Origin of the sequence: Psychrobacter sp. Arc29, assembly GCF_041431175.1 — a bacterium.
Classification (GTDB): Bacteria; Pseudomonadota; Gammaproteobacteria; order Pseudomonadales; family Moraxellaceae; genus Psychrobacter.
This window is the reverse complement of sequence record NZ_JASMRR010000004.1, coordinates 308,649-331,644: the sequence shown is the minus strand read 5'-3', so window position 1 is coordinate 331,644 and position 22,996 is coordinate 308,649. Positions and strand designations below refer to the sequence as shown.

Below are 22,996 nucleotides of genomic sequence, written 5' to 3'. Positions count from 1 at the left end.
AGCTTATACCCTATTGCAAAAAATGGAGTCTGCTGATGAGTAAGGATATGAAAAAATTGGCGACTCTGAAACTGGCAGCGATGGGTTGCCACATTCAAATAACGTTAAACATTGCTAAGTGGGGCACGCCGTACTCGCAAGCAGTAATAGACCAGAAAATTGACTTGCTAACAATAGAGGCTCAGCAGCGTTTAGCACGCTGGGAGCACATATTTAGTCGATTCGATGAGACCAGTGAGCTCATGATACTCAATAATCATACCGACCAATGGACAGAGGTTAGTGCAGAGTTATTTGAGGTCCTAGGTCGCGCTATATATTTTGTTGCAAAAACCCAAGGCTTAATAACACCAACCTTACTCAAACCGCTTTGGGCTGCTGGTTATAAACAGTCATTTGAAACCTTGCCAAAAATGTCTACTCCATCCGTACCTGTTATGACCTCAAGTGCTGCCGTAAATAGGATCCCTTGCTTACAAGATACGCCCATTACCAACAATCCTAATCATAAAGTACATGATATCCAGTGTCGCCGATTGGCGAATGGTCAGCATCAGGTTTACCTGCCCGCTGGAATGGCACTTGATTTGAATGGTTATGTCAAAGGCTGGTGTGCCATGCAATTAGCCGATTACATTAGTCGAAGTCATGACTGGCAACTGCCTTGTTTGGTAGATATGGGCGGTGATATGGCCATCGGTGTCCCAATAAACCAAGCCCTAGATAATGCAATAGACAACCCAGTTGCTTGGGGCGTGGCGATTGCTAAACCTTACGGTGCTGATGGCGAGCACATGCAAAATGACCAAGATGTCGCGATACTTAGTTTAAAATCTGGCGCTGTCGCCACTTCTGGGCAAGATTATCGTCGTTGGTGGCATGAAGGACGCTGGCAACATCATTTAATTCATCCTCATTATTCCCGCCCAGCAATCAGTGATGTCCTGACGGCAACCGTCGTGGCTGCAGATACCGTAACAGCGGAGGTATATGCAAAATATTGCGTACTGCTCGGCGTTACAGAAGCAATGGTATGGCTGAACAAGCATCACATTGCGGCGCTCTTAATTGATACGAATAACCAAGTGTTATTGTCCACTGCTATCGAGCCAAAATTGATCAAGCCAAGCTTGGCTGTCATCTAACAACCCTCACTCGATAAGTTAGGTCCCAACATATTAAGTAGATGCATTCATAGGAGTATCGTCATGCATACAGACAATCTTACTCACAGCCAGACTACTTCTAATACGCCGCTGCTTGTTCAGATTATGTGGATTGGATTGAGTTTTATGATAGCTATTGGCGTCGGTAGCTACGCGCTATTGATGTGGGGAGAGACGATCTCACAACTGCTGACCGCCACAGATAAGCCTTTTTGGTATTTATCACGGGCAGGTGGTGTGATTGCTTATGCTTTATTTTGGCTGGCAGTGGTTTTTGGTTTATTACTGAGTACACGCTTAGGAAAGCATGTTAATGCGGCTAGGGTATTTGCCTTGCATCAGTATCTAAGTCTGATTGCGGTAGGCTTTGCCACCTTTCATGCTGGTATTTTATTGGCAGATAACTATCTAAATCTGCAAATATGGCAGTTCTTAGCCCCTTTCGGTTTTCAGACTGATCGAGTGGGTGTGGCGTTGGGACAGCTAGGATTCTGGCTGTTATTGATCTGCGCATTCAGTTTCTATATTAAGAAGTATATCGGTCAATCAGCATGGCGATGGCTACATTTTTTGACCTTTATGGCTTATATGCTCATTAGTATGCATGTGTTTATGGTGGGGTCAGACAGTCGAGCACTGCCGTTGATGTTGTTTTATGCAGGTAGTCAGACATTGGTTTTTTTATTGATTAGCTATAGATTGGTGGTGTTAAGACAAGTTAAGTGACTATTTAACAAGTGACTATTTAACAAGTGACTATTTAACAAGTGACTATTTAACAAGTGACTATTTAACAAATGAGCATCTAAAAAATGACTGTTTCAGTAGCTATCAAAGTATATGTCATAGTGTCCATTCGAGTAACCATCCGAATGAATCAATATTGGGCGATATAACGTTAAGCGGTACAAACTGCGGTGACATTATCAGCTACACTAGGGCATACCCATTCGCGTCTCTACCTTTTGAGGATTTTATGCATCACTATTCTATTCATGACGAAGCACATTTGAGCAATCGCAATCATTGGTTGAGGGCAGCAGTGCTGGGTGCGAATGATGGTTTGATTTCGACCGCCAGTCTATTGGTTGGGGTAGCTGCTGCCAGCACGAGCAGTCAAACATTGCTGCTGACAGGGATGGCGGCATTGACCGCAGGTGCGTTGTCAATGGCGGCTGGCGAGTATATCTCTGTCTCATCACAAGCGGATACCGAAAAGGCCGATCTCGATAAAGAGCGGCATGAGCTGACGCATAATGCTGAGCGCGAGCTGCTAGAGCTTACCAAAATTTATGAGGCACGAGGATTAGATCATGATTTGGCGCATCAGGTGGCCGTGAGTTTGACTGAGTACAATGCGTTAGAAGCCCATGCCCGTGATGAAATTGGCCTCACGGATCTTAGTGAAGCGAAGCCCATCCATGCCTCAGTGGCTTCGGGACTATCATTTGTGGCGGGGGCGATACTACCGATTATTGGGATATTACTGTTACCAGCGGAAACACTGGTGTGGTCATTGTCATCTTTGACGATAGTGGGCTTGATGTTACTTGGGATTATCTCCGCTCGTCTAGGCGGTGCGCCTGTGATTCCTGCGACTACCAGAGTCGTGGTTTGGGGCGTGCTCGCTATGGTGGCAACCTCGTTGATTGGTCGCTTATTTGGCGTGGTAATTTAACGACATACTTACTCCATGCCCGCTTAACTGATTATTATGATTTTCTAGCGTATTGTTTGATGGTGGGTAGGTCTTTGACAATGGCGTTGCCAACGATGTTGGGAAACAATCGATTGAGCCATGCAAAAAAGCGCTCGGGAAACCCCAAATGCTGCTGCGCCTGATCGGTGGATATAAAGTGAATCAGTGCCTTTGCGACCGTCTCAGGCGAGTCCATGTTCACTTTCAATGCCTCATTCATGGCGACGACAGCATCGTTATTCATGGTGGTTTTGGTGGCTCTGGGCGCAAAATAGCGAAACGTCACTGAGGTATCGGCATACTCGCGGCTTAGCGCTTCACTCGCGCCGCGCAAGGCAAACTTGCTCGCACTATAAGCACTAAAACCTGGGTAGCCAATACTGCCAAAGGTTGAGCCAATACTGATGATTTGGCTCGGGCTATGCTGCGCGATCAAGGTAGGTAGCAGCCTTTTTATAAGCTGTAGTGGATATGCCACATTGACGAGCATCATTTGTTCGATCGTGTCATCACTTTGATCTGTAAGTAGAGCAAAGTCATTGATACCTGCGTTGAGTATGACTGTATCAATGACTTTGCCATGACCTTGTGTCATCTCACTTAAACCTTCTACCAGTAGCGTTTGCGACGCCTGCGAGCTTAAATCACAAGTATGAGACAGAAGCGGGACATCAGGGTAGTCTTTGGTCAACTCACTCACCAAATGCGTCAAGGTCTGGTTGTTACGCCCGACCAAGATTACCGGTCGATTATTGGCACATAATTGCCGTGCGATCTCTTGTCCGATACCACCCGTGGCACCGATTAGCATGGTGTATTGCAGGGTAGCCTGTACTGGGTCTGATTGACCATTAGCTGGTGTCATGATATCGCATCCTTGTTGAATAGTTATTATTAAAGCATGGTTTATTGAAGCGCGGATTACTAAAGCACGAATTACAGTGATATGTGCTATTGCCAATCGTTTGAGTGATTCATACCGTGTCTAATGCCAAGCCCCATCGCAATATACAGCTTACGCTCTGTTAAAGGCACATCAATCTGACGACGACCATGCATCATGCGTTTGTTGTCCAGTATCACCACATCGCCATTTTGCCATGCAATGTCTTGAGTATATTTTTCACAAATCTGTGTCAGTTCATCTAAGAGCGCATCATCGACGGGTTGACCATTGGCTAGGGTGAACTCAGGTTTTTCATAATTAAATGAGGGCCCAAGTAAGGTATTGGCAAAGGCCAGCTGTCCGCTTACGTTGTCCTCACGGATGGCAGGTATTTGTAATACATACCGAACGCCGCCATCTATCTGAGGTTCCACATGATGCGTTAGCGTCTTACTCGTCGTCGCAGTAATAAAGGTCTCTAAATCATCCAAGCTTATTTGCTCGGCATCTGTTCTGCCGGTCGCAGTAGCCACGTAATGTTGCCATATTGCTTGAGGCAAATAGCGACTGATACGCATCGGCTGACTAAAAGTGGCCTTCAGCTCAGGTGATAATGCTTGATACACCGCATTTCCATCACATATCGTGGTCTGTGAGCCTTTTTTGGCGCTCAATTCACTAAAAAAAGCAATGACGTCAGGCGGCATCGGCGTATTGCCATTTTCGATATGTAGGCCAATCGCATGCGTGCCTGCATCCACTTTTTGCGCTTCTGAGGTGATGTTTTGGCGGGCAGGGTCGTAGGTTAAGGTCTGACACAGTTGACTCATCAACTGACTGAACGTCTCTACATCGTAGTGATAACCCCGAAGTAACGTCCAGCCATGGGTTTTTAAGTCCGTTAAAATATCAGCAGTTTTAGGCAGTGATACATTGGCAGGCGCTTGAGCGGTTGACGCATTAGGAGTATCAATGTCGATAATGTCACTTTTTATCAAGTCGTTTTCTATCAAATCATTTGGCATCAGAGTGGTTTGCATAATATGGTCCTATTGTTGTACTGCTGGCGAAAGCGTCCGTTATAAGCCAAGTGCTGATTGATAAGCGGTAAAAATATGCGCGCGGCGCAGTTTGCCGTTATCGGTCAATAATTCATTGTCCGTGCTAAAAGGCTGCTCGGCGAGATGCCACTGTTGGATACGCGCATAGTCAGGCAAAGTCTGGTTAACGACATCTATCGCCTGCGCAATCGCAGATTGTGGGTCACTGCTCGTTGCGGTCATGTTGGGATTGGCAACTATCACCGCAGACAAATGCGGCTCACCATCTCCGAGTACCGCGACCTGATAAATAATGGGCTGCGTTGAGAGCTGCGCTTCTACCCATTCAGGCGAGATATTGCGGCCAAAACTACTGATGAGCACGTTTTTGCGTCGACCCGTGATGTACAAATAGCCATCGTCATCTAGATGACCGATATCTCCTGTGGCAATGATGCCATCGTCATCCTGATTATCGTTATGGTTTAGGTAGCCTTGCATCGCATTGCCTTTGACCATCACCTCACCACTATATGCGATGCTGACCGACGCATGAGGCATCGGTTTGCCGACACTGCCTGTACGATTGGCTTTTGGCGTATTCAGGCTAACCACTGAGCCGCATTCAGACAGGCCATAGCCTTCATAGACAGGCAAGCTTAAGGCGCTGGCGTCCTTTAGTAATTGAGGCGAGACTTTGCCGCCGCCGACTGCCATAAATTTTAATGACGGCACAGCGGCATTGGCGCTAGATTCGGTTGTTCCATTGGCTACCATGTGCTCGCAAATGGCTTTTAGCATTTGGGGTAATAAAATAACACTGGCGATATCGTGTGCGTTCACCGCTGTAATAAGTCGCTCGGCATCAAATGCTTGATTGGATAATAAACCAAATTGATCAATACACCCTGTCACTAAGGTGCGACCCATATATAGGCTCACGTAAACACCCGCCACGTTTTCTAATAAAGTGGCAAAAGGCAACACGCTCAAATGACCAAAGTTGCTTGTGGTATTACTGGCTTCTGGCGCGTTAGTAGCATCATCTGTCAAGGTGTCAGCGAGCGCGCCCGATAACGACTCGACAATACGCATCAACGTATCTTGCCCTAAACACACGCCTTTGGGCATACCCGTACTGCCTGAGGTGTAAGTCACTTTACAAAAGTCACTGGCAGTAGAGGAGAGGGTATGGTCAGTGATAGTGTCAGCAAGTTGATAAAAACGGCCTGTGATATGAGTCGCTTGCTCAGACTTGATGGTTTTTGTCTCTGGTGTATCAGCAATTATCCAGTTATACATATTATCTACGACCGGCAGTGTCAAACCCGACCCAACATATACCGTCTCTATCTGCGCATCTTGTAGTAAGTGCGCAATTTGCGCGGCACTAAAAAATAAGGGGATTGGCACAACGACCGCGCCGACGGTACTCAATGCCAAATCGAGTATGATCCAATCTATATCATTATGCGCATACAAGGCGACACGCTTGCCTTGCCATGTTTCTAATGTTTGATGAAGCGATGACAACGTGCGTTGCAGCTGGTTATAGGTCAGACTGGTCGTGTTATGGTCAGCTATCGTTTGTATCGCCACCTGCTTGGGAGTTTGGCGGGCATGCTGACATATCGCGGTATAAATGGGGGTCATAGTATTCTCACTGTCTTTTGGTAGTGCAGTGTTATTGGTTGGCTAATGCATGCGTATTAAACAGCTATTTTATTGAGCGTCAAACGCGTGGTAGGGTTTGTCTCTAACGTTTCGGTATAGCGATAATGCGTGGCGCATACCCGCTTAGCATCGGCCACATTAATGGCGACGACCAAGGGATTGTGCTGATAGTAATGGCCCCATGATGATACTTGCTCAGGGTCTTCTAATACTTCTGCCGTAGCCTTGGCAATGACATGACTGCGAATGCCCATATGTGCCAGTATATGCCTTACCGCATCGGTGCCAGTACACACAACCCAGTCTGCCTTGGTTTGGTATTCATGAGTCGTAGGATTTAGGGTAGGGGTGGATAAATAAAACACCAAAAACGCAATCATAAGCCGCGCGCTACCAGCACAACCTGATGCCAAATTGCCAATCTCAAAAATACGCTGACGACTGACAAGCTCGCCTGCCACTCTGCTGATTTCGTTTTGTATTGGCGTGTTCAGATACTGCTCTAAAAATATTTTATCTTCACAGATAGGCTTTAGACCGATAGCAACGCTCGTCCCTTTAAATGCAGGTAACGCATTATCATCAGTAGATAACCAATCGCCATAGGATGGCATATCGGTAAAACCTGAAAACAAAATGGGCATAAAGTAGCTCAATCGTGCGTGATGGATGTACTCGTATATGCGTTTGATAAATGCCTGAGCATCTTGATTTTGAGCATATGAAGTAGGCGATGTCGCTATTGGTATTTGCGTACTGGCACGAATATAGAGGGATGAGGGTATGCCTTGCACTTCCAATATTGACATTGGCTTGACCGCTTCAATATAAAAGGTCGTATTTAGAACATTCTGTAAGGTATGAGTGCTATCAATAGATAATGACATCAGCTGTCTCCAAATGGTTAAAAGCTTTTAGCACGATTAACATCATGAAAGCATCATAAAGGAGCAACCTTAACTGAACCTTAAGCTCAGCATTTATCACTTCCTATAAACCGACATCGCTAGAAAATAGGTATTAAGCGTAGCATTTAGCATTTAACAATTACTAAAATCAGTAATCCTAACGCCAATCGCCTTTATTAAGTTTGGATACAAGATGGGTGGTTTGAGAGAGGTTAGGCGTAGAAAGTGATTTTTATTCAATAGTTAAACGAGGTACTAGGTGCTACTAAATCCATCAACACGTTTCAGACACCTAGGTCTTGCGTTAGCGATATTTTATCTACTCTACAACTTGACGACTGTTTATAGTGTCTCCCTGTATAAACTTTATCCATCGAAAGTTCATAACTTAGCCACGCCGTTTGACAGCGTTATTCCTTTCATTTCCGCTATGATTGTTCCTTACAGCTGGTCGTTGGTTTTATTTGTGGTGAGCTTTTTTTTAGTACGTACGTCTATACAGTTATCTTTGTTGACCTATCGCCTAATTTTGGTGACCATTTTTGCCTGTTTTATTTTCTATCTCTATCCCGCTCGGTTCTCATTTCATCGGCTGATACCTGATGATTGGACGCAATTCGGCTATCAGTTTTTACAGTTGGTGGACAAGCCATTTAATCAGCTACCATCGTTGCATGTCAGTTATGCCATCTTGCTTGGTGTATCTTTATGGCATGCTGCAGATTCCAAAAAACGATGGTTTTCAATGCTTTATCGGTTATTACTGGTGAGCATATGTACATCGATTGCTTTTTCAACGGTGTTGACGTATCAGCATCACTTGTTAGATATGTTCGGCGGGGTAGTGTTGGCGGCATTGGTGCTCATACTCTCAAATCGAATCCGAAATGCACTGGTGATTAAGCATCTGACATTGGGTGTGATAGGGTTTTTGTTGATAGCGATAGCAGGGTTTTACCTTGCTAATATGAGTATGATAGCGGCTGAAATGATAGAAACATTCGCTATTATCATCGCTCTATACTGGTTGATCAGTTTTGTGATGTTAGCTTGTGCTTATCAGCAGGCCGGACCAATGCAAGATACACGCTGGTTTAGAAAGTCCAGTGGCGGCCGACTTACCGTATATACTTGGATGAAATTTGCTCCCATCATTATTATTTACAAAGCTATGTCACTTTTGGGACAGTGGTATTTTGAAGTTTTTTCGAAAGGTCAGAAGTATCCACTCACACCATATGCTATTAGTGACGGTGTCACCGTTCTGGCCTCACCTCGATTGACGCAGACAGGTATCAATACCCATTTAACGAATTGGTTACGCTCGCCAGAAAAAAGTAAGCCTTCAGTTCGCTATCAGATTATTGTTGTTGATTTAGCTGCTGAAATATCGAGCCATGTTGATAAACTTGAAATGACCACTAAAGCCACCGCGTCTGTGCCTGTTCATTATTTGTATTTGCCCTTATTGGACTTGCAGCCATTAAATGACGTATTGCTCAAAGATTACATTGATTTATTTAAACAAATTGACGCTTTGATACGATCAGCTGAGACACAGGCGTTTGTCACCAATAATAAAGATAAAATAGAGGGTAGCCTTATCACGCTTATCAATTTCCATTGCGTAATGGGGTTGTCGCGTAGCATCGGCGTGCAGGTTTTATATTTATTATATTGTGGTACGCTAACCACTCATAACTATCAATCGTGGCTTAAGCAGCATTATCCGCACGCGCATCTCAAAGATGCTTATCTGCCGCAGTCGTTGGTAGAAGCTATGGCCAATTATAAGTCGATAGAGTATTCAAAAACTCCTTTATGAACATCGATATCAAGTAGGTTAAGCCCACTGGCTCTTGTTGACCTACTATTTAACTCCTATTCAATTGTGGAAAATAATTATGACTTCACCGCTTCATCGCTTGTATTCTTTTCGCCGCTGTCCCTATGCCATGCGCGCTCGTCTCGGCATCTTATTTGCTGAGCTGTCCGTGGAGCTGCGGGAGATTACGTTGAAGAATAAACCTGAGCAAATGCTAGCGATTAGTCCAAAAGGTACGGTACCAGTTTTGCAGTTGGTGGATGGGACCGTCATTGAAGAAAGTGTCGAGATAATGACGTGGGCGCTTGAGCAGAGTGATCCACAAGGGTTGCTTGATAAAAAAACGCTACCGCAAGCAAGTGCCTTAATTGCACAAAATGACAATGAGTTTAAGTATTGGCTAGATCACTACAAATATGCCGATCGTCACCCTGAGATGACTCAGACCGAGTATCGACAGCGAGGCGAAGTGTTTTTGCAGGATTTAGAAGCGTTATTGACTGAGAATACGTATCTACTAGGCAATCGCGTGACTATCGCCGATATCGGTATCATGCCTTTTGTCCGTCAGTTTGCGCATGTCGATCGTGAGGTTTTTTATAGTTTGCCTTATCCTAAATTGCAGCAGTGGCTGCAACATTGGCTTGATCATCCGTTATTTGTACAAGCCATGGCTAAGTTTCAGCCATGGCAGGAAGGCGATGAGGTAGTGGTGTTTCCTGCTTAATATAGCGGGTTCTATATAAGCTGTATACGGTATCGGTCTTGCTTGGTCTATCTTGATTTCACAACGACCACTTTTTGTGCTGGATGTTTGTCTTTAACAACGATTACTTTTTTGGCTTTGGCTTTGGCTTTGGCTTTGGGTTTTGCTTTAACCACAACCACTTGTTTCGCTTTGGGCTTCGCTTTAACGACGACAGCTTGCTTTGTTTGATGTTTGTCTTTGACCACGACCACTTGTTGGGCCGCATTTGCTGGACCGATCATAGCAAAGCAAGTAGATACAGCCAATAGTGAGCTGATAGCGATTTTTTTCGTGTTGAAGTTTTTCATGGTAAGGTCTTTTTAGGTTAATTATAAGTAAGCGTGTTTATTTAATGGTTAAAGATATCTGAATTAAACGTCACTCTATTGAATAAGTAGATAATAGCGAGTTATAGCGTTACGTACTTTTATGAAAATTAAAGAAAGGTGACTTTTTCTAGCAGATACTGAACCATTAATACAATCTTAGGAGCTTTTTGCTGAGGGTCGGCAGGCTGGTAACACTCTGGAGACGTTAATTACTGAAGACTAACCCATATTTCCTTACTGGTTAATTGTGAAATAAATAGAAGGTGTTGTTACGGCAATGAGCTGAGATAGCTAGCTGATGATATATCATCTACTGAATATACGAATCATCATCTAATGACGATTTGAGCAGATTATCCGTGATATAGAAAGGTTTTCTATAAGGTTTAGAAGAAGTGTCAGTGAATAGTACTTATCTACTATGAAATGCTGCGACTATCGCATTCTAATAGGTCAGCAAATTGCAATAATGGTAAAATATGATTTCTGAGTTGAATAAGTAAGAAGTAACAGACTTTTATTAAGATAAGGCTTTATCCGGGCATAATAGAGGTAAAGCTTTGTCTATAAAAATCGCTAATAATGCTAAAGTAGCAATCAAAAGGTTACATTAACTAAGGTTGCTATGTCTAATACAGAGTCCAATACGGAAAAACCAATACTTGAACAGAGTATCTCGCTATCAGAGAATAGCGGGTATATATCTAATGACGTAAGCACAGCGCAATCTGCTTTCTTAACGCTACCAGTCGTTATACAGACTGCACTAGAGCAAGCTAAACGAGTCGTTCTGATTACAAATAATCCTGCTGTGACCACGGTTCAGTTTGAGATGCTAATACAGCCCGATGATATCTTGGTAGTATTTAATCACTTTATTCACGCCGATTTTTTTGCCAGCCATCAGTTAGCTAGTTTGTTACCTAAGTTGCTGTTTTTTCGGCAGATTGGAGACAGTAAGCTGCATTTTGGCCTACCGCCTAGAAGCAATCATATATCAGTGGTGGAGCAAATGGCCGAGACCGCCCCGCTAGGGATATTGACGAGCAACCAGCCTTATCAGTTTCCAACATTCGCTGATGATCCAAGCCCTAATGATGATCCTATCACTACTCAGCGCATTTTAGATATTCCTTTGAACATGCAAAAAATATTATCAAGCCCTACCTACCACAGTGTGCTATCAGAGCGTCATAAAGTCGTTGCTGACTATCCATACTTTACCGATATTCATTCGTCAGCGCCCTCGTCAGGTTTTCTATTATATCGGCTGATGCTTGCAGCTCGATCATACTTACACTATATTCAAAACACGAAACTACCGTTAGAGATAGTAATGATTGGTTTCAATGACAATGATAAAAATGCTCATTTTTGGCATGGTCATAATTGGGATTTTGAACGTCAGGAAATGAGTCGGCTACCTACAGGAGTGACTATTCATCGGTACTAGAATATTGATTAACTAAGTTATCGTTAGCTAGAAATTGCTAGAAGTAATTAAACATAAGGAGCATCGGGACAATGAGCGCGCTTTATCTCGTTATCGTTAGGCTCTCGTCGTATGGCTATCAGTGATGACTGTTCTTCGGTCCAATCAATCAGATCCATATCGGAGAACTGTGACAACCACCCTGCCATGGGCCAACAATGCCATTTTTGATAGAAGCGATTGGCATTGACAATGATACTGTCCAGATGATTGAGTGGTGGTCGGTAGACACTATGCTGCTGATGATAAGCGATATCAGCAGTAAGGTAAAAATCGATACCTAATCGACGAGCTGTAAAAGCAAAATCGGTATCCTCTGTGCCATAACCTGTATATTGGGTATCGAAACCACCAATATTATCAAAAGTCTGTCGATTGATAGCGAAGCATAAACTCCAAAATGCACCATAGTCATCAGTCTGTTTGATAGCGGTTTGCTTTGTTTCAATAGGATATGAGTCAGCTTCATCAAAATTGTAACGATAAGGGTTATATACAGACAGCTCGTCTAAAAGAGACAAAGGCAGATGATTGATTTTTAATTGTGCATTTTCTTCTACTGATAATGGTCGCGTTAGATAGCGCGGTTGACCCATCAAAAGCGCACTAGGATATTGTAGAAGCTTCTTATACATTTGCTCAATAAACGTAGGCGCTACGATACAATCAACATCCAAAAAAATTAGCATATCGTGAGTTGCCTGCATCGCTCCAAGATTGCGATTATGTCCGATATCAAATTCTGTAGTTTTAATATCATCACCGTTATTCACAGTTGATTTGACCGTAGTCGGTAACTTCACGATGTTTAATGAGAATTCAGCTAACTGATTAGGATCGGCGTCATCGTTGACGATAATGACTTCGGCTGGCTTTACACTACTATTTTCTAGACTGCTGAGTAGGTTATAGAGATGACGATTACGACCATAGCAAGTCGTAATGACTGTCATCGATACAGTATCAGAAGTCGTGCTAGCGTTACTCGTTGGCTGAATGGTCATCGTTTATCTTTGTCTCGCTATCAAGTTGCCTGTTATTTTTAATAAGACAGTCTTTAATTGTTGATTCAGGTGTTAAGTTGAGTCGAGGAAGTAACCAGTTTTCAAACCAACGCTTAGTAGTAGGATAATCAGTGGTGCTATGCATGAACGCTTGAGCATCTGTTGACATAGCTGCGTTGGTTTCCTTACTGCTATCTTCCTCAACATCATTTTTTTCAATGTTATCAACCGATGTAGTAGGGTATGGTTTACTTTGGCCATGAATGGTTTGGTCAAAAGATTCAGGTTGATTATCATTGACACGCATTAAGGTTTTAAACTGCTGCCAATTTAGCGCTTTATTCTGAGTAACTAACGCTTCAGCCATGACGGCTTGTTCATTATGCGGCCTGTCATCAGGCACTACTATGAGCGGCGTATCATAATGATATGCTTGCGCGACAGCATTTAGGCCACAGGCCATCATCAAATAATTGCTATGACAAATAAATGGTGTGACGTCATCTACCTCAGCTGAGATATCGACATAACACCGTTTGTCATCGTCTATAGGCCCGAGAGAGATGATTAATGCATTAGGTAGCAGTGAGCGCAACGCCGGTAGTTTTTCGTCAATCGCTTTGTGTCCACCGTAGCCTTTGATAACGGTGATAATAAGTATTGTAGCTTCGGACTTGTCTGTTAATTGAGCCTCAATAGATGATAGCCTTGTAGATTTAGGAACAGAAATTTCGCTACCAGCGCTTAATTTTGCCAAGATATCTATAAAGCTCTCATAAGTACATAACTCAGTTTTTTGAGTGTAGATAAAGTCAAGATAGAGCGTTTTATCACAGACCCATTCAGATGTATGGGTAGACTCTAACGCCTTAGGATAAGGTGCTAGTAAGGCAAGTGCACCAGAAAACGCACCCGAATGTGGCGCATCATCGCGAATGCCCGGAAGCCTAACGTAAAGGTAAGGAATACTTGCCGCACGGCAGAGCATGGCCACCTCAACACTGACATCGATAATCATTAGATCAATCTTACGTTGAAAGATAGTGTCTAGTATTTGGTGACTGCGTTTTTGGATATCGCTATTGCCTACGGGCGAGTAATGTAGGCTGGCTGGTTGCCAATATTCTCCTGCACGACCTGCTAATATGTCGTCTGAGCGTTCATCTTCTGCATTTAAACGTACGATTTGTTGTTCATCAATAGCGGTAAAACGATAGCTATTTATATCTAAGCTCGTAAATACTGTTAATTGCGCTCTTGCGTCATTAGGTAACAATGCAGCCAGTTTGTCTGCCTGTCGGCAATGTCCTGAGCCATGATGATGCGCATAATATCCGATACGCATCATTACGATCCCTCAGAAAAGCTAACAAGATCATTATCAATTTCAACTGGCGCTTGAATGGCTTGATTAAAAAATTGCAGGGAGTCTTTTGTTAAATCAGACATCTCATAACTGTTGATACTGCTTATGTATCTATTTGAATTGTCTTCTATCAACATCGTTCTATTTTTTAACGCTGCTCGGTACAGTTTCAGATAGCCGTCTACCATGGCCGATACTGAACAAAACTGCAAAGCACGGTCACGGCAGGCTTTACGTGATATGTTTTTAATCGTAGAAAAACCGTTGATAAAGGCGGCTTTATCTTTCTTAGGTACGATGACTCCTGTCTCTGGAGTAATAATTTCGGCACTGGCTCCAGCATCGAAACCAATAACTGGTGTGCCACATGCCAAACTCTCAGCTAAGGTCAATCCGTATGGCTCATCCCAAGTGCTAGTAAATAGCATGGCAGTTGCTCGGCACAAGTAATTGTTAATATCATCCTTGGTGACATGACCTACGTAATTGAATAGTTTGTCATCGCCGCTCTTATTGTCTTTAAACAACAAAGGAGCTACTTTTTGATTGAAGTAGTCTTCGTTGCTTTTAGGTCCTGCAATGATAAGTTTTTTCCCAGCTTCCATGCAGTATTGCATGGCTAAATGGGTGCCTTTTTCAGGGCAGATGCGTCCATACCAAAAATATACCTCGTCATCGCCAGTAACATTATTGCCAAGGGATTCAGTATTGGCAATAAAGGATTCGACGTCGATGCCGTTGTATACCACTTGTGAGGGGACAAATTCAGCAAACAACTGCTGTTGATGCTTACTAATCGCTGTAAATTGAGTGGTCGTACCAGCGCGCAGCGTTAAAAGCGCCAAACGTAACTGTGGAAAAATAGGCGTATGAAAAGTAGTAAAAAACCTTTCGCCAAACGCTTGGCCTGTCATCATCGGAATATGATGCAAACTATGATTATGTACGATATCAATCTCACCGCCCTCATCACGTTCGATAATATCTCGTAAGGCTATCTGATACGTGAGATATTGGTACATCTCTTCACGGCCCATGGCGACCGTTTCGTGCTCATTATCATAGACCATCTTATTAAACTCATGACGCGTCAATAATGGCACCAACGTTGCTTTCGTCTCGCTATCTTTATGAGCGTAAAGCAATACCTCATGACCTTGCGCCACTAGCTCATCACAAATCAATTGGGTAATCATTTCTAGACCACCTGCGTAAGGCTGGGCAATGGGATACAGTGAATGTGCAATAATGGCAATACGTAGCGGTGAATTCGAAGACCTAATCATGTTTTTGAGACCTTTATAGTTATAAGCATCATGGCTATAAGTGTTATGGTTAGTAGAGTGGTGTATAGGGAACATAGTATAGAAACGATAAAAGACAATAGAATGACCTTGGTTCAAAATTGGCTTATATAATCGCAAGTTTTTGCGAATTACTATCTTTATAAGTACTAGTTCTATAAGTGCTGATTTTTATGAATCGATGGTTTTTTTATCTTTAAATAAAGACGTCGCATAAGATGTCGTAATAGTCGTCTTTTTTTCATGGGCTACCTTTAAAGTCTGCTTAAGAACCTTACTCATACTTGGTATGTCTGCTCGAGCATTAGAGAAATTATCCATTGCTACTTTGGCGGCGCTTAGTTTGAGAACACAAACTACCGCTGCACAGATAAATAGTACTGGTGAGTAGAGCGGTGAAAACGGTGCTACAACTAGGACTGTAATAATATTTAGCACCAACAGCAGTTTTGGTAACGCCGCTATATTCCTAAGAAATAAGGAATGACGATTTTGGATATAGTTTTGTTTTGGCGTACAGACAAAAGGTTTCTCTCGTCCCCACAGCACCGGCAGCCATGACAATGCGCCAATCTCCCAAAAATTCAAATGCATCAACCATGCTCGTATCTTTGTGCCAAAACGTGGCTGATAGCTGTTATCGACTTGTTGATTGAGAGGCGATTGATCACGGCAATATGCCCAAAAACGTCTAAGGATAAAGAACGCATAACCTGCATAAACCACATATAGAGGGGTAAGCATCGACACGTTAACGTTATTTACCAAAAGCATATCAACCGTCATCAGCAATGAGCAGATATGCAAAAGGATAAAAAACCCTGTGAAATTTACCCAAGCACTCAATTGAGACAGATGAGCGCGTATATATGCTAGACGTTCACTTATACTTTTGGACTGTGGAACATATTGACTTGTAGAGTTGGACGGGACTGACAGGTAATCCGTGAGCACTTGCATATTGCCGTAGATCCAGCGTCGACGTTGACATATTAGGTCATCTAGTGTGTTAGGCAGTAAACCTGTGGCAATAACTTCTGGCACGAACTGACTGCGAAAACCTTGTCGATGCATAAGGACGCCCATCTGAGCATCTTCAGTGATAGAAGCACCTGACCAACCTCCTATGCTCAAAAGATCCGAGCGTCGAATGACGGCGTAAGTACCCGTTGATAAAGCGCGATTGCGATTAAAAGAACGATATAGATGGTGATTAAAATAGTGATTCAACTCGCTATGGACATCCATCTGTCCTTCATTACGATAAAACTGCGGAAACTGCAGTAGAGTATGCTCAGGATATTGGGCGATAGCCTGCATAATAGAGACTCTAGCATGTGGTAATGCCTGATAATCACTATCGACCACCACAATGTGACTACAGTCTGGACTCATCAACCCAAGTGCCAAGTTTAAAGCACCCGCTTTGAATCCTTCAACATGATCAATGTGATAAAAGTGAACATTCAATTTAGCGTCTAAGCTCCGGCAAAATGCTGCCAGCGGCTCATACAATGACGCCTCTTTATTATTATTATCGATAATTAATATCTCATCGCGCGCTTCTTTTACTGCTAATAACGACTTTATCGTGGCAATAACCAACTCTGGAGGCTCAGCTCGCGTCATTAATTGAAAACTGAGTGCTGCGCTAGTCAAAGCTTCTTGTGTGTTAGCAGTCATGTCTGGTCCTTGAGCAGGTACAACAAGTGAAATTTATATAGAAAGAATGGGCTTATAGACAATGTAATTACTTGTACCTTCAATCTTTAGTGAATACCAATGCATACTAATACAAAATTAAGTAATGATTTAGCCGATAATTGTTTGTGATAAATTAACTGTGTAAGCTGTACGTAATGTGACATAAAAACTTAGTATTCCAATCACGTAAAAATAGGGCGTTTTTGAATTGAGAAGAGATAGGTAGCTGTGTTTTATTTTTGAGTTAGGGCAACTAGTAAAAAGACAAAACGCAGAAAGAAGACGAGGATAAAAAGCAGGCAAGCAAGTCTGCATCAGTAGATTAAAGCACGACCTTATTAAAATAGAAAGTCACGACTAAAATCGTAGTTAGCTTTACAGGCGAAAAACGTTAATAAGTTTGAAATTAGATTATTGATGCTTAGCTATTTAGATCTGAATAAATCAAGTCAGTACTAAGCCAGTGACACATCAGTTCCAGACAGCGTCGACAGTTGGTGTTGATGACGAATTCTTTTTTCGAAAGAGATAATAGTCTGGAGCAAACATTGGCGTTGACTCGCATAATAAATCAGCTTTATCTATTTGGTCAGGGTCAAAGTCTATAATAGATTAGATGGTTACCAGTACGCTAATGATTACCCTGAGATGATTGAATTAGAGTCTCGGCAATAAGATATATTTTTTTATAAAATTTTGAAGCGTTATTGACCAAGTTTCAGCCATGGCAGGAAGGCGATGAGATTGTGGTTTTCCCTACTTAATACTTGATATTTGCGGTTGTTTCTTTGATTGAATACACTCTGAAGCCTTGATCACCACTAAAAAAGGTCCAAAAACCATCGTTTTTGGACCTTTTTTAGTAGCGGCAGAGCGAGCTATCGATCAGCTGGCTTATGTTAACTGCTGCCGTGCCTGATAGCGACTATAATAAAAAATCGCTAAGCCAGGTATATACAGCAGCAAGGACAACAGCAAGTTATCCACGCCAGCGGCATAGATTAGCCAAATACCGTAGACACTCGCGCCCAGACCGATGGCTTTGATGCTCCAGCGTTCTGATTGTGCAAATGATACCTTGACCAAGTACGCCCCAACCAAAAAGTAAGGAATCAAAATCATCGAGGTGGAGATAATCACCAAGGTGTTATAGCCTTTACCGGTCAAAAAGATCATCAGTAAGCAAAGCTGCACGGTCAAGCTAGTCAGCATGAGCGAAGCCGTTGGCGTGCCTTGGGCGTTTTGCTTGGTAAAGATGCGTGGAAACGCATTGTACTTCGCCGCGGTAAACGGCACTTCAGCAGAATAAAGAATCCAGCTAAGATAAGAGGCCAATACCGAGACGATAAGCCCAATACTGATGACCCATTTACCCACACTGCCTGTCATTTGCGCCATGATGCCAGCCATCGATGGGTTGCTGAGAGCCGCCACATCCACACGGCTCATGACCCCGAGAGAGAGCAGGGTAATGGCAACATACAACACCAGCGCACACAACACACCGATATAAGTAGCGCGGCCGATATCAGCGCGTTTCTTGGCACGCTGCGATAAGACAATCGCGCCCTCGATACCCGTAAATACCCATAGGGTGATCAGCATTGTCCCTTTGACCTGTTCCATAAAGGGTACGTCCAACGTCGTTCCCGCGCGGTCAGCATTAAAGGTCTGCATATCAAAGGCATAATAGGCAAACACAATAAAAGCAATGAGCGGTAAGCTTTTTGCCAAAGTCGCCAGCAAGTTGATAAATGCCGCTTGCTTAACGCCGCGCAGTACCAAATAATGTACCAGCCATAAAATGATAGATTCACCGACCAGCGCCCATAGCGTATTGCCTTCACCAAAAACAATACTGGTTGGTGTATCAATAAAGCTACCCAGCGCAGCAAACGCCACGACCAAGTAACCCACCACGCCAATGGTCGCACACAGCCAGTAACCCCATGCCGAAAAGAAGCCTGCCAAATCGCCAAATCCTGTTTTGGCATAGGTATAAATACCGCCATCCAGTTCAGGCTTGAGGCGTGATAAATGCAAAAAGCAGCCCGCGAGGAATAAAATACCCACCCCTGTGATGATCCATGCCGTAATGATGGCGTTCACACCTGCCACTTCGGCCATGTTTTGCGGTAGGCTAAAAATACCCGCACCGACCATCGAGCTAAACACGATGGCAGTGAGCATGGTTAGCCCAATTTTTTGTCCATTTTGCATCGTGCGATCTCTATTTTGTCGAGGTACCTGTTGTTAAATTACCTGTTGTCAAAGTATCTGTGAAATGCTGGCTCAATTCCTGAATGTGCTCTGGGCCAATGCCGCAGCAACCGCCAATCAGTGATGCGCCTTGGGTTTGCCATTTCTTGGCCCAGACCAGATAGGCAGGCGGGGTTAGGTCATCACGCACTTCATCGAGACCATCGTTCGCTGTAGCGTCTTTTGGCTGTGGTGGAAAGGCGTTGGCATACGCGCCAAGTTTGATGTGTGCGGCATTCTTGTCTTGCAACACGCTTTGCGCTACATCAAGCGCTTGGTCGATCACTTCTGGCTGACAGCAGTTAAACAAGATTGCTTCTACATTGATATCTGCCATTTTGGTAACGGCTTCTTTTACCGTCTCGCCTGAACGCAAACGCGGCACATTGAGATGCTCGCTGTCCTCCAACGTGAATGAGACCCATAATGGTTTGTTGTTAGTATCGAGCGTGTTCAGTAACTCGCGAACAGCGACAGATTCAGCGATTAAGCTTTGGGTTTCTGCGAGCCAAAAGTCCACATATTCGCTCAAGCCTTTGATAAGCGGCGTGGCGATATCCTCTACGTGATCGGCGTCAAACAAATCGGCACGGTATGAGCCAAATAGCGGCGGGATTGAACCTGCAATCTTAGTGTCGCGGCCTTCCATCTCGACAGCGGCGCGCGCCATCTTACCTGCTGAGGTAGCCAAATCTTGCGCTTGATTGGCAAAACGCTCTTCGCCAATATGAAAAGGCACGAGCGCATAACTGTTGGTAGTAATGACTGCTGCGCCGCTTTGAATAAAGGCTCGATGCACGTCACGAACGATCTCAGGTGCTTCTATCATTGCCAGCGCCGACCATTCAGGTTGACGAAAAGGTGCGCCGCGTTTGGCCAGTTCTCGGCCCAAGCCGCCGTCAATAATAGTGACTGAATTAGTTGCCATAATAAATCCCTCTTTATTGTAAATAGCAGAATTATTTAGAAGGGCGAAATACTAGGCGTAATAAGGAGCAGATGCAACCAAAAGTTTAGTAGTCATGTTAATTGATTACTTTTGGCATCTGATTCACCGATTTTGAGGGTATTATGGCGAGATTATCCTTAATAACATCTATACAAATTATGAGTAAATACGAAGTAGCGATGACTTTCAACCGGACATAAGAAAGCAGATACCGTTGCTAGTAACTACAAGCAATCACCATAAAATTTATAGCTATTGACAATCAATTGTTTACAAATAAGTTGTTTGATGGAATTATGAGGTAGCGTCATATATAGTATTTTAAGACGTTGTAGAAGACGAAAACTTGGCAAAGTAATGGGTGAGACATTAAGAGGATTGATCACAGGTTATTGGTTTTGAATATGAGTTTCTGTATTGCCATGTTTGAAATACCAAGGACAAACCATCTTTATTACTTTTATGGATTATTTTATCTAAAAACTTAACTGCTTCTCAACGAAGCGTTAAAAATTTAAGGAAGTATTGTGCAAGAAGCGCGTAAGTTAGCAGATTACATAACTAAGAGACCTAAGCCAAAAGGTATAGACGTTCTTTGCGGCCTGAAGCATTTCGCAATTATAACTTATGCCGTACCAGCGGATAGATTCAAAGGGCTATTTCCTGCTCGATTCAAACTAGATGTCGTAGAAATAGGTGGCCAAGAGATGGGGTTAATATCGGTAGTACCTTTTATCGATGTCGATTTTACCTCAGCTGTTTTTCCTTTTCCAAAATTTACGATGGGGCAGACGAACTACCGTATTTATATCATCGATACGAAAACTGGTGAGCGCTGTGTATGGTTTCTTGGTACAACGCTCGATTCATGGACGATAGCAGTTCCTCGATACTTATGGAATTTGCCATGGCACAGCGGAGAAGTAACTTTCGATTGTGTCCTAAACGAATCAACCGGACTGTATGAAAAGTACCATATGGAGACATCATCCAGTTGGGCGAAAGCGTCTGTTGATATTGTGCAATCAGAATCCGACGAGATGGTATTTGATGGTTTTCCTGATGCTGAATCAGCATTGGTGTATCTGACGCATCCTTTTGCTGGGTTTTATTATCGAAGGGATAATAAAGTCGGTACCTATCGGGTCTGGCACAAGGAACTCAAAGTCAAGCCAGCAAAACTAAAATCAGCCAATTTCAAGCTTTTGTCTGATCTAGGCATCGTTGAGGAAACCGAGCAACACACACCTTATAGCGTATTAGTAGAGCCAATAAATGAATTTACAATCTACTTACCGCCTACCATTGTAGAGTAAGAATCTAAAAAAAGATTGCTATAACAAGCACAAAAAAAGCAGACACACTAGGTATCTGCTTTTCTATTATTGCAAAGCTGCTTTTAAATAACGCTTCAAATAATGATTAGCCTTGAGGCTTGATCAAATACTTTTCACCAGTCGCTTGTTTGCCATAAGCGGCGATTGATTTTAATTGTAGCGCTTCCTCTAGCGTGACTTCATGCGTGTAGCTACTGGCAAAGGTGGTGGTGATTTCTTCTGCCACGCGTTTACGCATCGACTTGACCGTCTCGCTACCTAGTTTGCCAAGTGCATTGAATAATAAGAAACCATTCACACCCCATGCAAAACCAAAGTTACGGTTTAGCGTGATTGGGCCACGGTCTAGCGCGCCATAAATATAAGCTTGCTTAAAGGTATTTGAGCCATAGACGCTGTATTCTTCGACATCATGAGTGATGGCCGCTTCCATACAGTTTAGAATATCGCTCGTGAGCTTACCGCCGCCAACAGGGTCAAATGAAATCGTTGCGCCCGTTTCGATGATCGCTGCGGTTAAGTCCTTAGTGAACGACTCGCTGCTTGAATTGACCACGTATTTTGCGCCCATATCGCGCAATAGCTTTTCTTGTTCTTCTTTGCGTACGATATTGATCAGATCAATGCCGTCGGCCATACAAATGCGGTTGAGCATTTGACCGAGGCTAGAGGCTGCTGCGGCATGGATAATGGCTTTGTGGCCTTCAGCACGCATGGTTTCGACCATGGCTAATGAGGTGAGTGGATTGACAAAAGACGAGGCGGCCTCGGTAGCAGTCGTGCCATCTTGCATCTCTATGCAGCTTTTCACGTTTACGCAGTGATACTGACGATACGTACCGCCGCCAATCACCGCCACCATTTTGCCCATTAATGCTTGTGCGGCTTCTGACGAGCCTGCGGCGATGACGGTACCAGCGCCTTCATTACCGACAGGCGTGTCTTTATTGACCCGCGTTTTGAGTGCTGGCATGAATTTCGCAGGCACATCAGCGGTAATAATTGGGCTGTCATCGGTGCCTGACTGTACAGCGGTTGACATGTCAGCGGCGCTGAACATCACCCCAAAGTCAGACGGGTTCAATGGCATGGCTTCCATGCGTACGACAACTTCGTCAGCGCCTGGCTGCGGCATCTCGATATCTTTTAAAGACAGGGTTAATTTATTGTCATCACTGATGGTGGATACCAGTTGTTTGTTTTTATTGCTCATAGGGTTTGCTCCTGCAAGTAGTTATATGAGTAGCATCACTCATGTTAGTGTATTGATGAGAGATTGTTTGTCGTTCAATTAAAAGAATAATTT

General features: G+C 43.5%; 19 protein-coding genes. 7 read left to right on the top strand and 12 right to left on the bottom strand.

Annotated elements, in window-relative coordinates:
* Window positions 1-35: 35 nt before the first annotated feature.
* The 3 genes from QO189_RS08005 (at window position 36) to QO189_RS07995 (ending at window position 2,844) form a co-directional block, all read left to right on the top strand.
* Window positions 36-1,145 (top strand): FAD:protein FMN transferase, encoded by a 1,110-nt coding sequence (locus QO189_RS08005; RefSeq protein ID WP_371532310.1) that lies wholly within the window; start codon window positions 36-38, stop codon window positions 1,143-1,145.
* 63 nt (window positions 1,146-1,208) lie between these two features.
* The gene (locus QO189_RS08000; RefSeq protein ID WP_371532309.1) at window positions 1,209-1,892 is read left to right on the top strand and encodes a ferric reductase-like protein; all 684 of its coding nucleotides are present in this window, start codon (window positions 1,209-1,211) and stop codon (window positions 1,890-1,892) included.
* A 250-nt stretch (window positions 1,893-2,142) separates the two neighbouring features.
* Entirely contained in the window at window positions 2,143-2,844 is a 702-nt protein-coding gene (locus QO189_RS07995) for a VIT family protein (RefSeq protein ID WP_371532308.1), read from the top strand.
* A 34-nt stretch (window positions 2,845-2,878) separates the two neighbouring features.
* Here QO189_RS07995 and QO189_RS07990 read toward each other — a convergent pair whose 3' ends face one another.
* The 4 genes from QO189_RS07990 to QO189_RS07975 form a co-directional block, all read right to left on the bottom strand.
* A complete protein-coding gene (locus tag QO189_RS07990) occupies window positions 2,879-3,730 on the bottom strand; it encodes an SDR family oxidoreductase (RefSeq protein WP_371532307.1) in 852 nt (283 codons plus the stop codon).
* Between the two features lie 86 nt (window positions 3,731-3,816).
* Window positions 3,817-4,791: a TauD/TfdA family dioxygenase gene (locus QO189_RS07985; protein ID WP_371532306.1), complete on the bottom strand. Its 975-nt coding sequence runs from the start codon at window positions 4,789-4,791 to the stop codon at window positions 3,817-3,819.
* 39 nt (window positions 4,792-4,830) lie between these two features.
* Complete coding sequence (locus QO189_RS07980; protein WP_371532305.1) at window positions 4,831-6,444, bottom strand: AMP-binding protein; 1,614 nt, start codon at window positions 6,442-6,444, stop codon at window positions 4,831-4,833.
* Between the two features lie 56 nt (window positions 6,445-6,500).
* The gene (locus QO189_RS07975; RefSeq protein ID WP_371532304.1) at window positions 6,501-7,352 is read right to left on the bottom strand and encodes a thermostable hemolysin; all 852 of its coding nucleotides are present in this window, start codon (window positions 7,350-7,352) and stop codon (window positions 6,501-6,503) included.
* Window positions 7,353-7,632: 280 nt separating this feature from the next.
* On the opposite strand from QO189_RS07975, the gene QO189_RS07970 reads away from it, so the two are divergent.
* On the top strand, window positions 7,633-9,198 hold the full coding sequence (locus tag QO189_RS07970) for a phosphatase PAP2 family protein (RefSeq protein ID WP_371532303.1): 1,566 nt from the start codon (window positions 7,633-7,635) through the stop codon (window positions 9,196-9,198).
* A gap of 79 nt (window positions 9,199-9,277) precedes the next feature.
* Entirely contained in the window at window positions 9,278-9,925 is a 648-nt protein-coding gene (locus QO189_RS07965) for a glutathione S-transferase (protein WP_371532302.1), read from the top strand.
* A 47-nt stretch (window positions 9,926-9,972) separates the two neighbouring features.
* Here QO189_RS07965 and QO189_RS07960 read toward each other — a convergent pair whose 3' ends face one another.
* Window positions 9,973-10,254 carry a hypothetical protein gene (locus tag QO189_RS07960; RefSeq protein ID WP_371532301.1) on the bottom strand — a complete coding sequence of 94 codons (282 nt, stop codon included), beginning with the start codon at window positions 10,252-10,254 and terminating at the stop codon, window positions 9,973-9,975.
* A gap of 646 nt (window positions 10,255-10,900) precedes the next feature.
* On the opposite strand from QO189_RS07960, the gene QO189_RS07955 reads away from it, so the two are divergent.
* Entirely contained in the window at window positions 10,901-11,728 is an 828-nt protein-coding gene (locus QO189_RS07955; protein ID WP_371532300.1) for a hypothetical protein, read from the top strand.
* Window positions 11,729-11,775: 47 nt separating this feature from the next.
* Here QO189_RS07955 and QO189_RS07950 read toward each other — a convergent pair whose 3' ends face one another.
* The 6 genes from QO189_RS07950 to QO189_RS07925 form a co-directional block, all read right to left on the bottom strand.
* The gene (locus tag QO189_RS07950) at window positions 11,776-12,771 is read right to left on the bottom strand and encodes a glycosyltransferase family 2 protein (protein WP_371532299.1); all 996 of its coding nucleotides are present in this window, start codon (window positions 12,769-12,771) and stop codon (window positions 11,776-11,778) included.
* On the bottom strand, window positions 12,749-14,119 hold the full coding sequence (locus QO189_RS07945) for a hypothetical protein (RefSeq protein WP_371532298.1): 1,371 nt from the start codon (window positions 14,117-14,119) through the stop codon (window positions 12,749-12,751). The genes QO189_RS07950 and QO189_RS07945 overlap by 23 nt, the downstream gene beginning before the upstream one ends.
* Window positions 14,119-15,423, bottom strand: coding sequence for a glycosyltransferase (locus QO189_RS07940; protein WP_371532297.1), 1,305 nt, complete (start codon window positions 15,421-15,423; stop codon window positions 14,119-14,121). Before QO189_RS07940 ends, QO189_RS07945 begins: the two co-directional genes overlap by 1 nt.
* A gap of 189 nt (window positions 15,424-15,612) precedes the next feature.
* Entirely contained in the window at window positions 15,613-17,124 is a 1,512-nt protein-coding gene (locus QO189_RS07935; RefSeq protein ID WP_371532296.1) for a glycosyltransferase family 2 protein, read from the bottom strand.
* A 915-nt stretch (window positions 17,125-18,039) separates the two neighbouring features.
* Window positions 18,040-19,365, bottom strand: a complete 1,326-nt coding sequence (locus QO189_RS07930) for a basic amino acid/polyamine antiporter (RefSeq protein ID WP_371532295.1) — start codon at window positions 19,363-19,365, stop codon at window positions 18,040-18,042.
* Between the two features lie 10 nt (window positions 19,366-19,375).
* Window positions 19,376-20,332: a homocysteine S-methyltransferase family protein gene (locus tag QO189_RS07925; protein WP_371532294.1), complete on the bottom strand. Its 957-nt coding sequence runs from the start codon at window positions 20,330-20,332 to the stop codon at window positions 19,376-19,378.
* Window positions 20,333-20,880: 548 nt separating this feature from the next.
* Here QO189_RS07925 and QO189_RS07920 point away from each other — a divergent pair.
* Window positions 20,881-21,669: a DUF2071 domain-containing protein gene (locus QO189_RS07920; RefSeq protein ID WP_371532293.1), complete on the top strand. Its 789-nt coding sequence runs from the start codon at window positions 20,881-20,883 to the stop codon at window positions 21,667-21,669.
* Window positions 21,670-21,775: 106 nt separating this feature from the next.
* On the opposite strand, the gene QO189_RS07915 is transcribed toward QO189_RS07920, so the two are convergent.
* Window positions 21,776-22,903, bottom strand: a complete 1,128-nt coding sequence (locus tag QO189_RS07915; RefSeq protein ID WP_371532292.1) for a zinc-binding dehydrogenase — start codon at window positions 22,901-22,903, stop codon at window positions 21,776-21,778.
* Window positions 22,904-22,996: the final 93 nt, after the last annotated feature.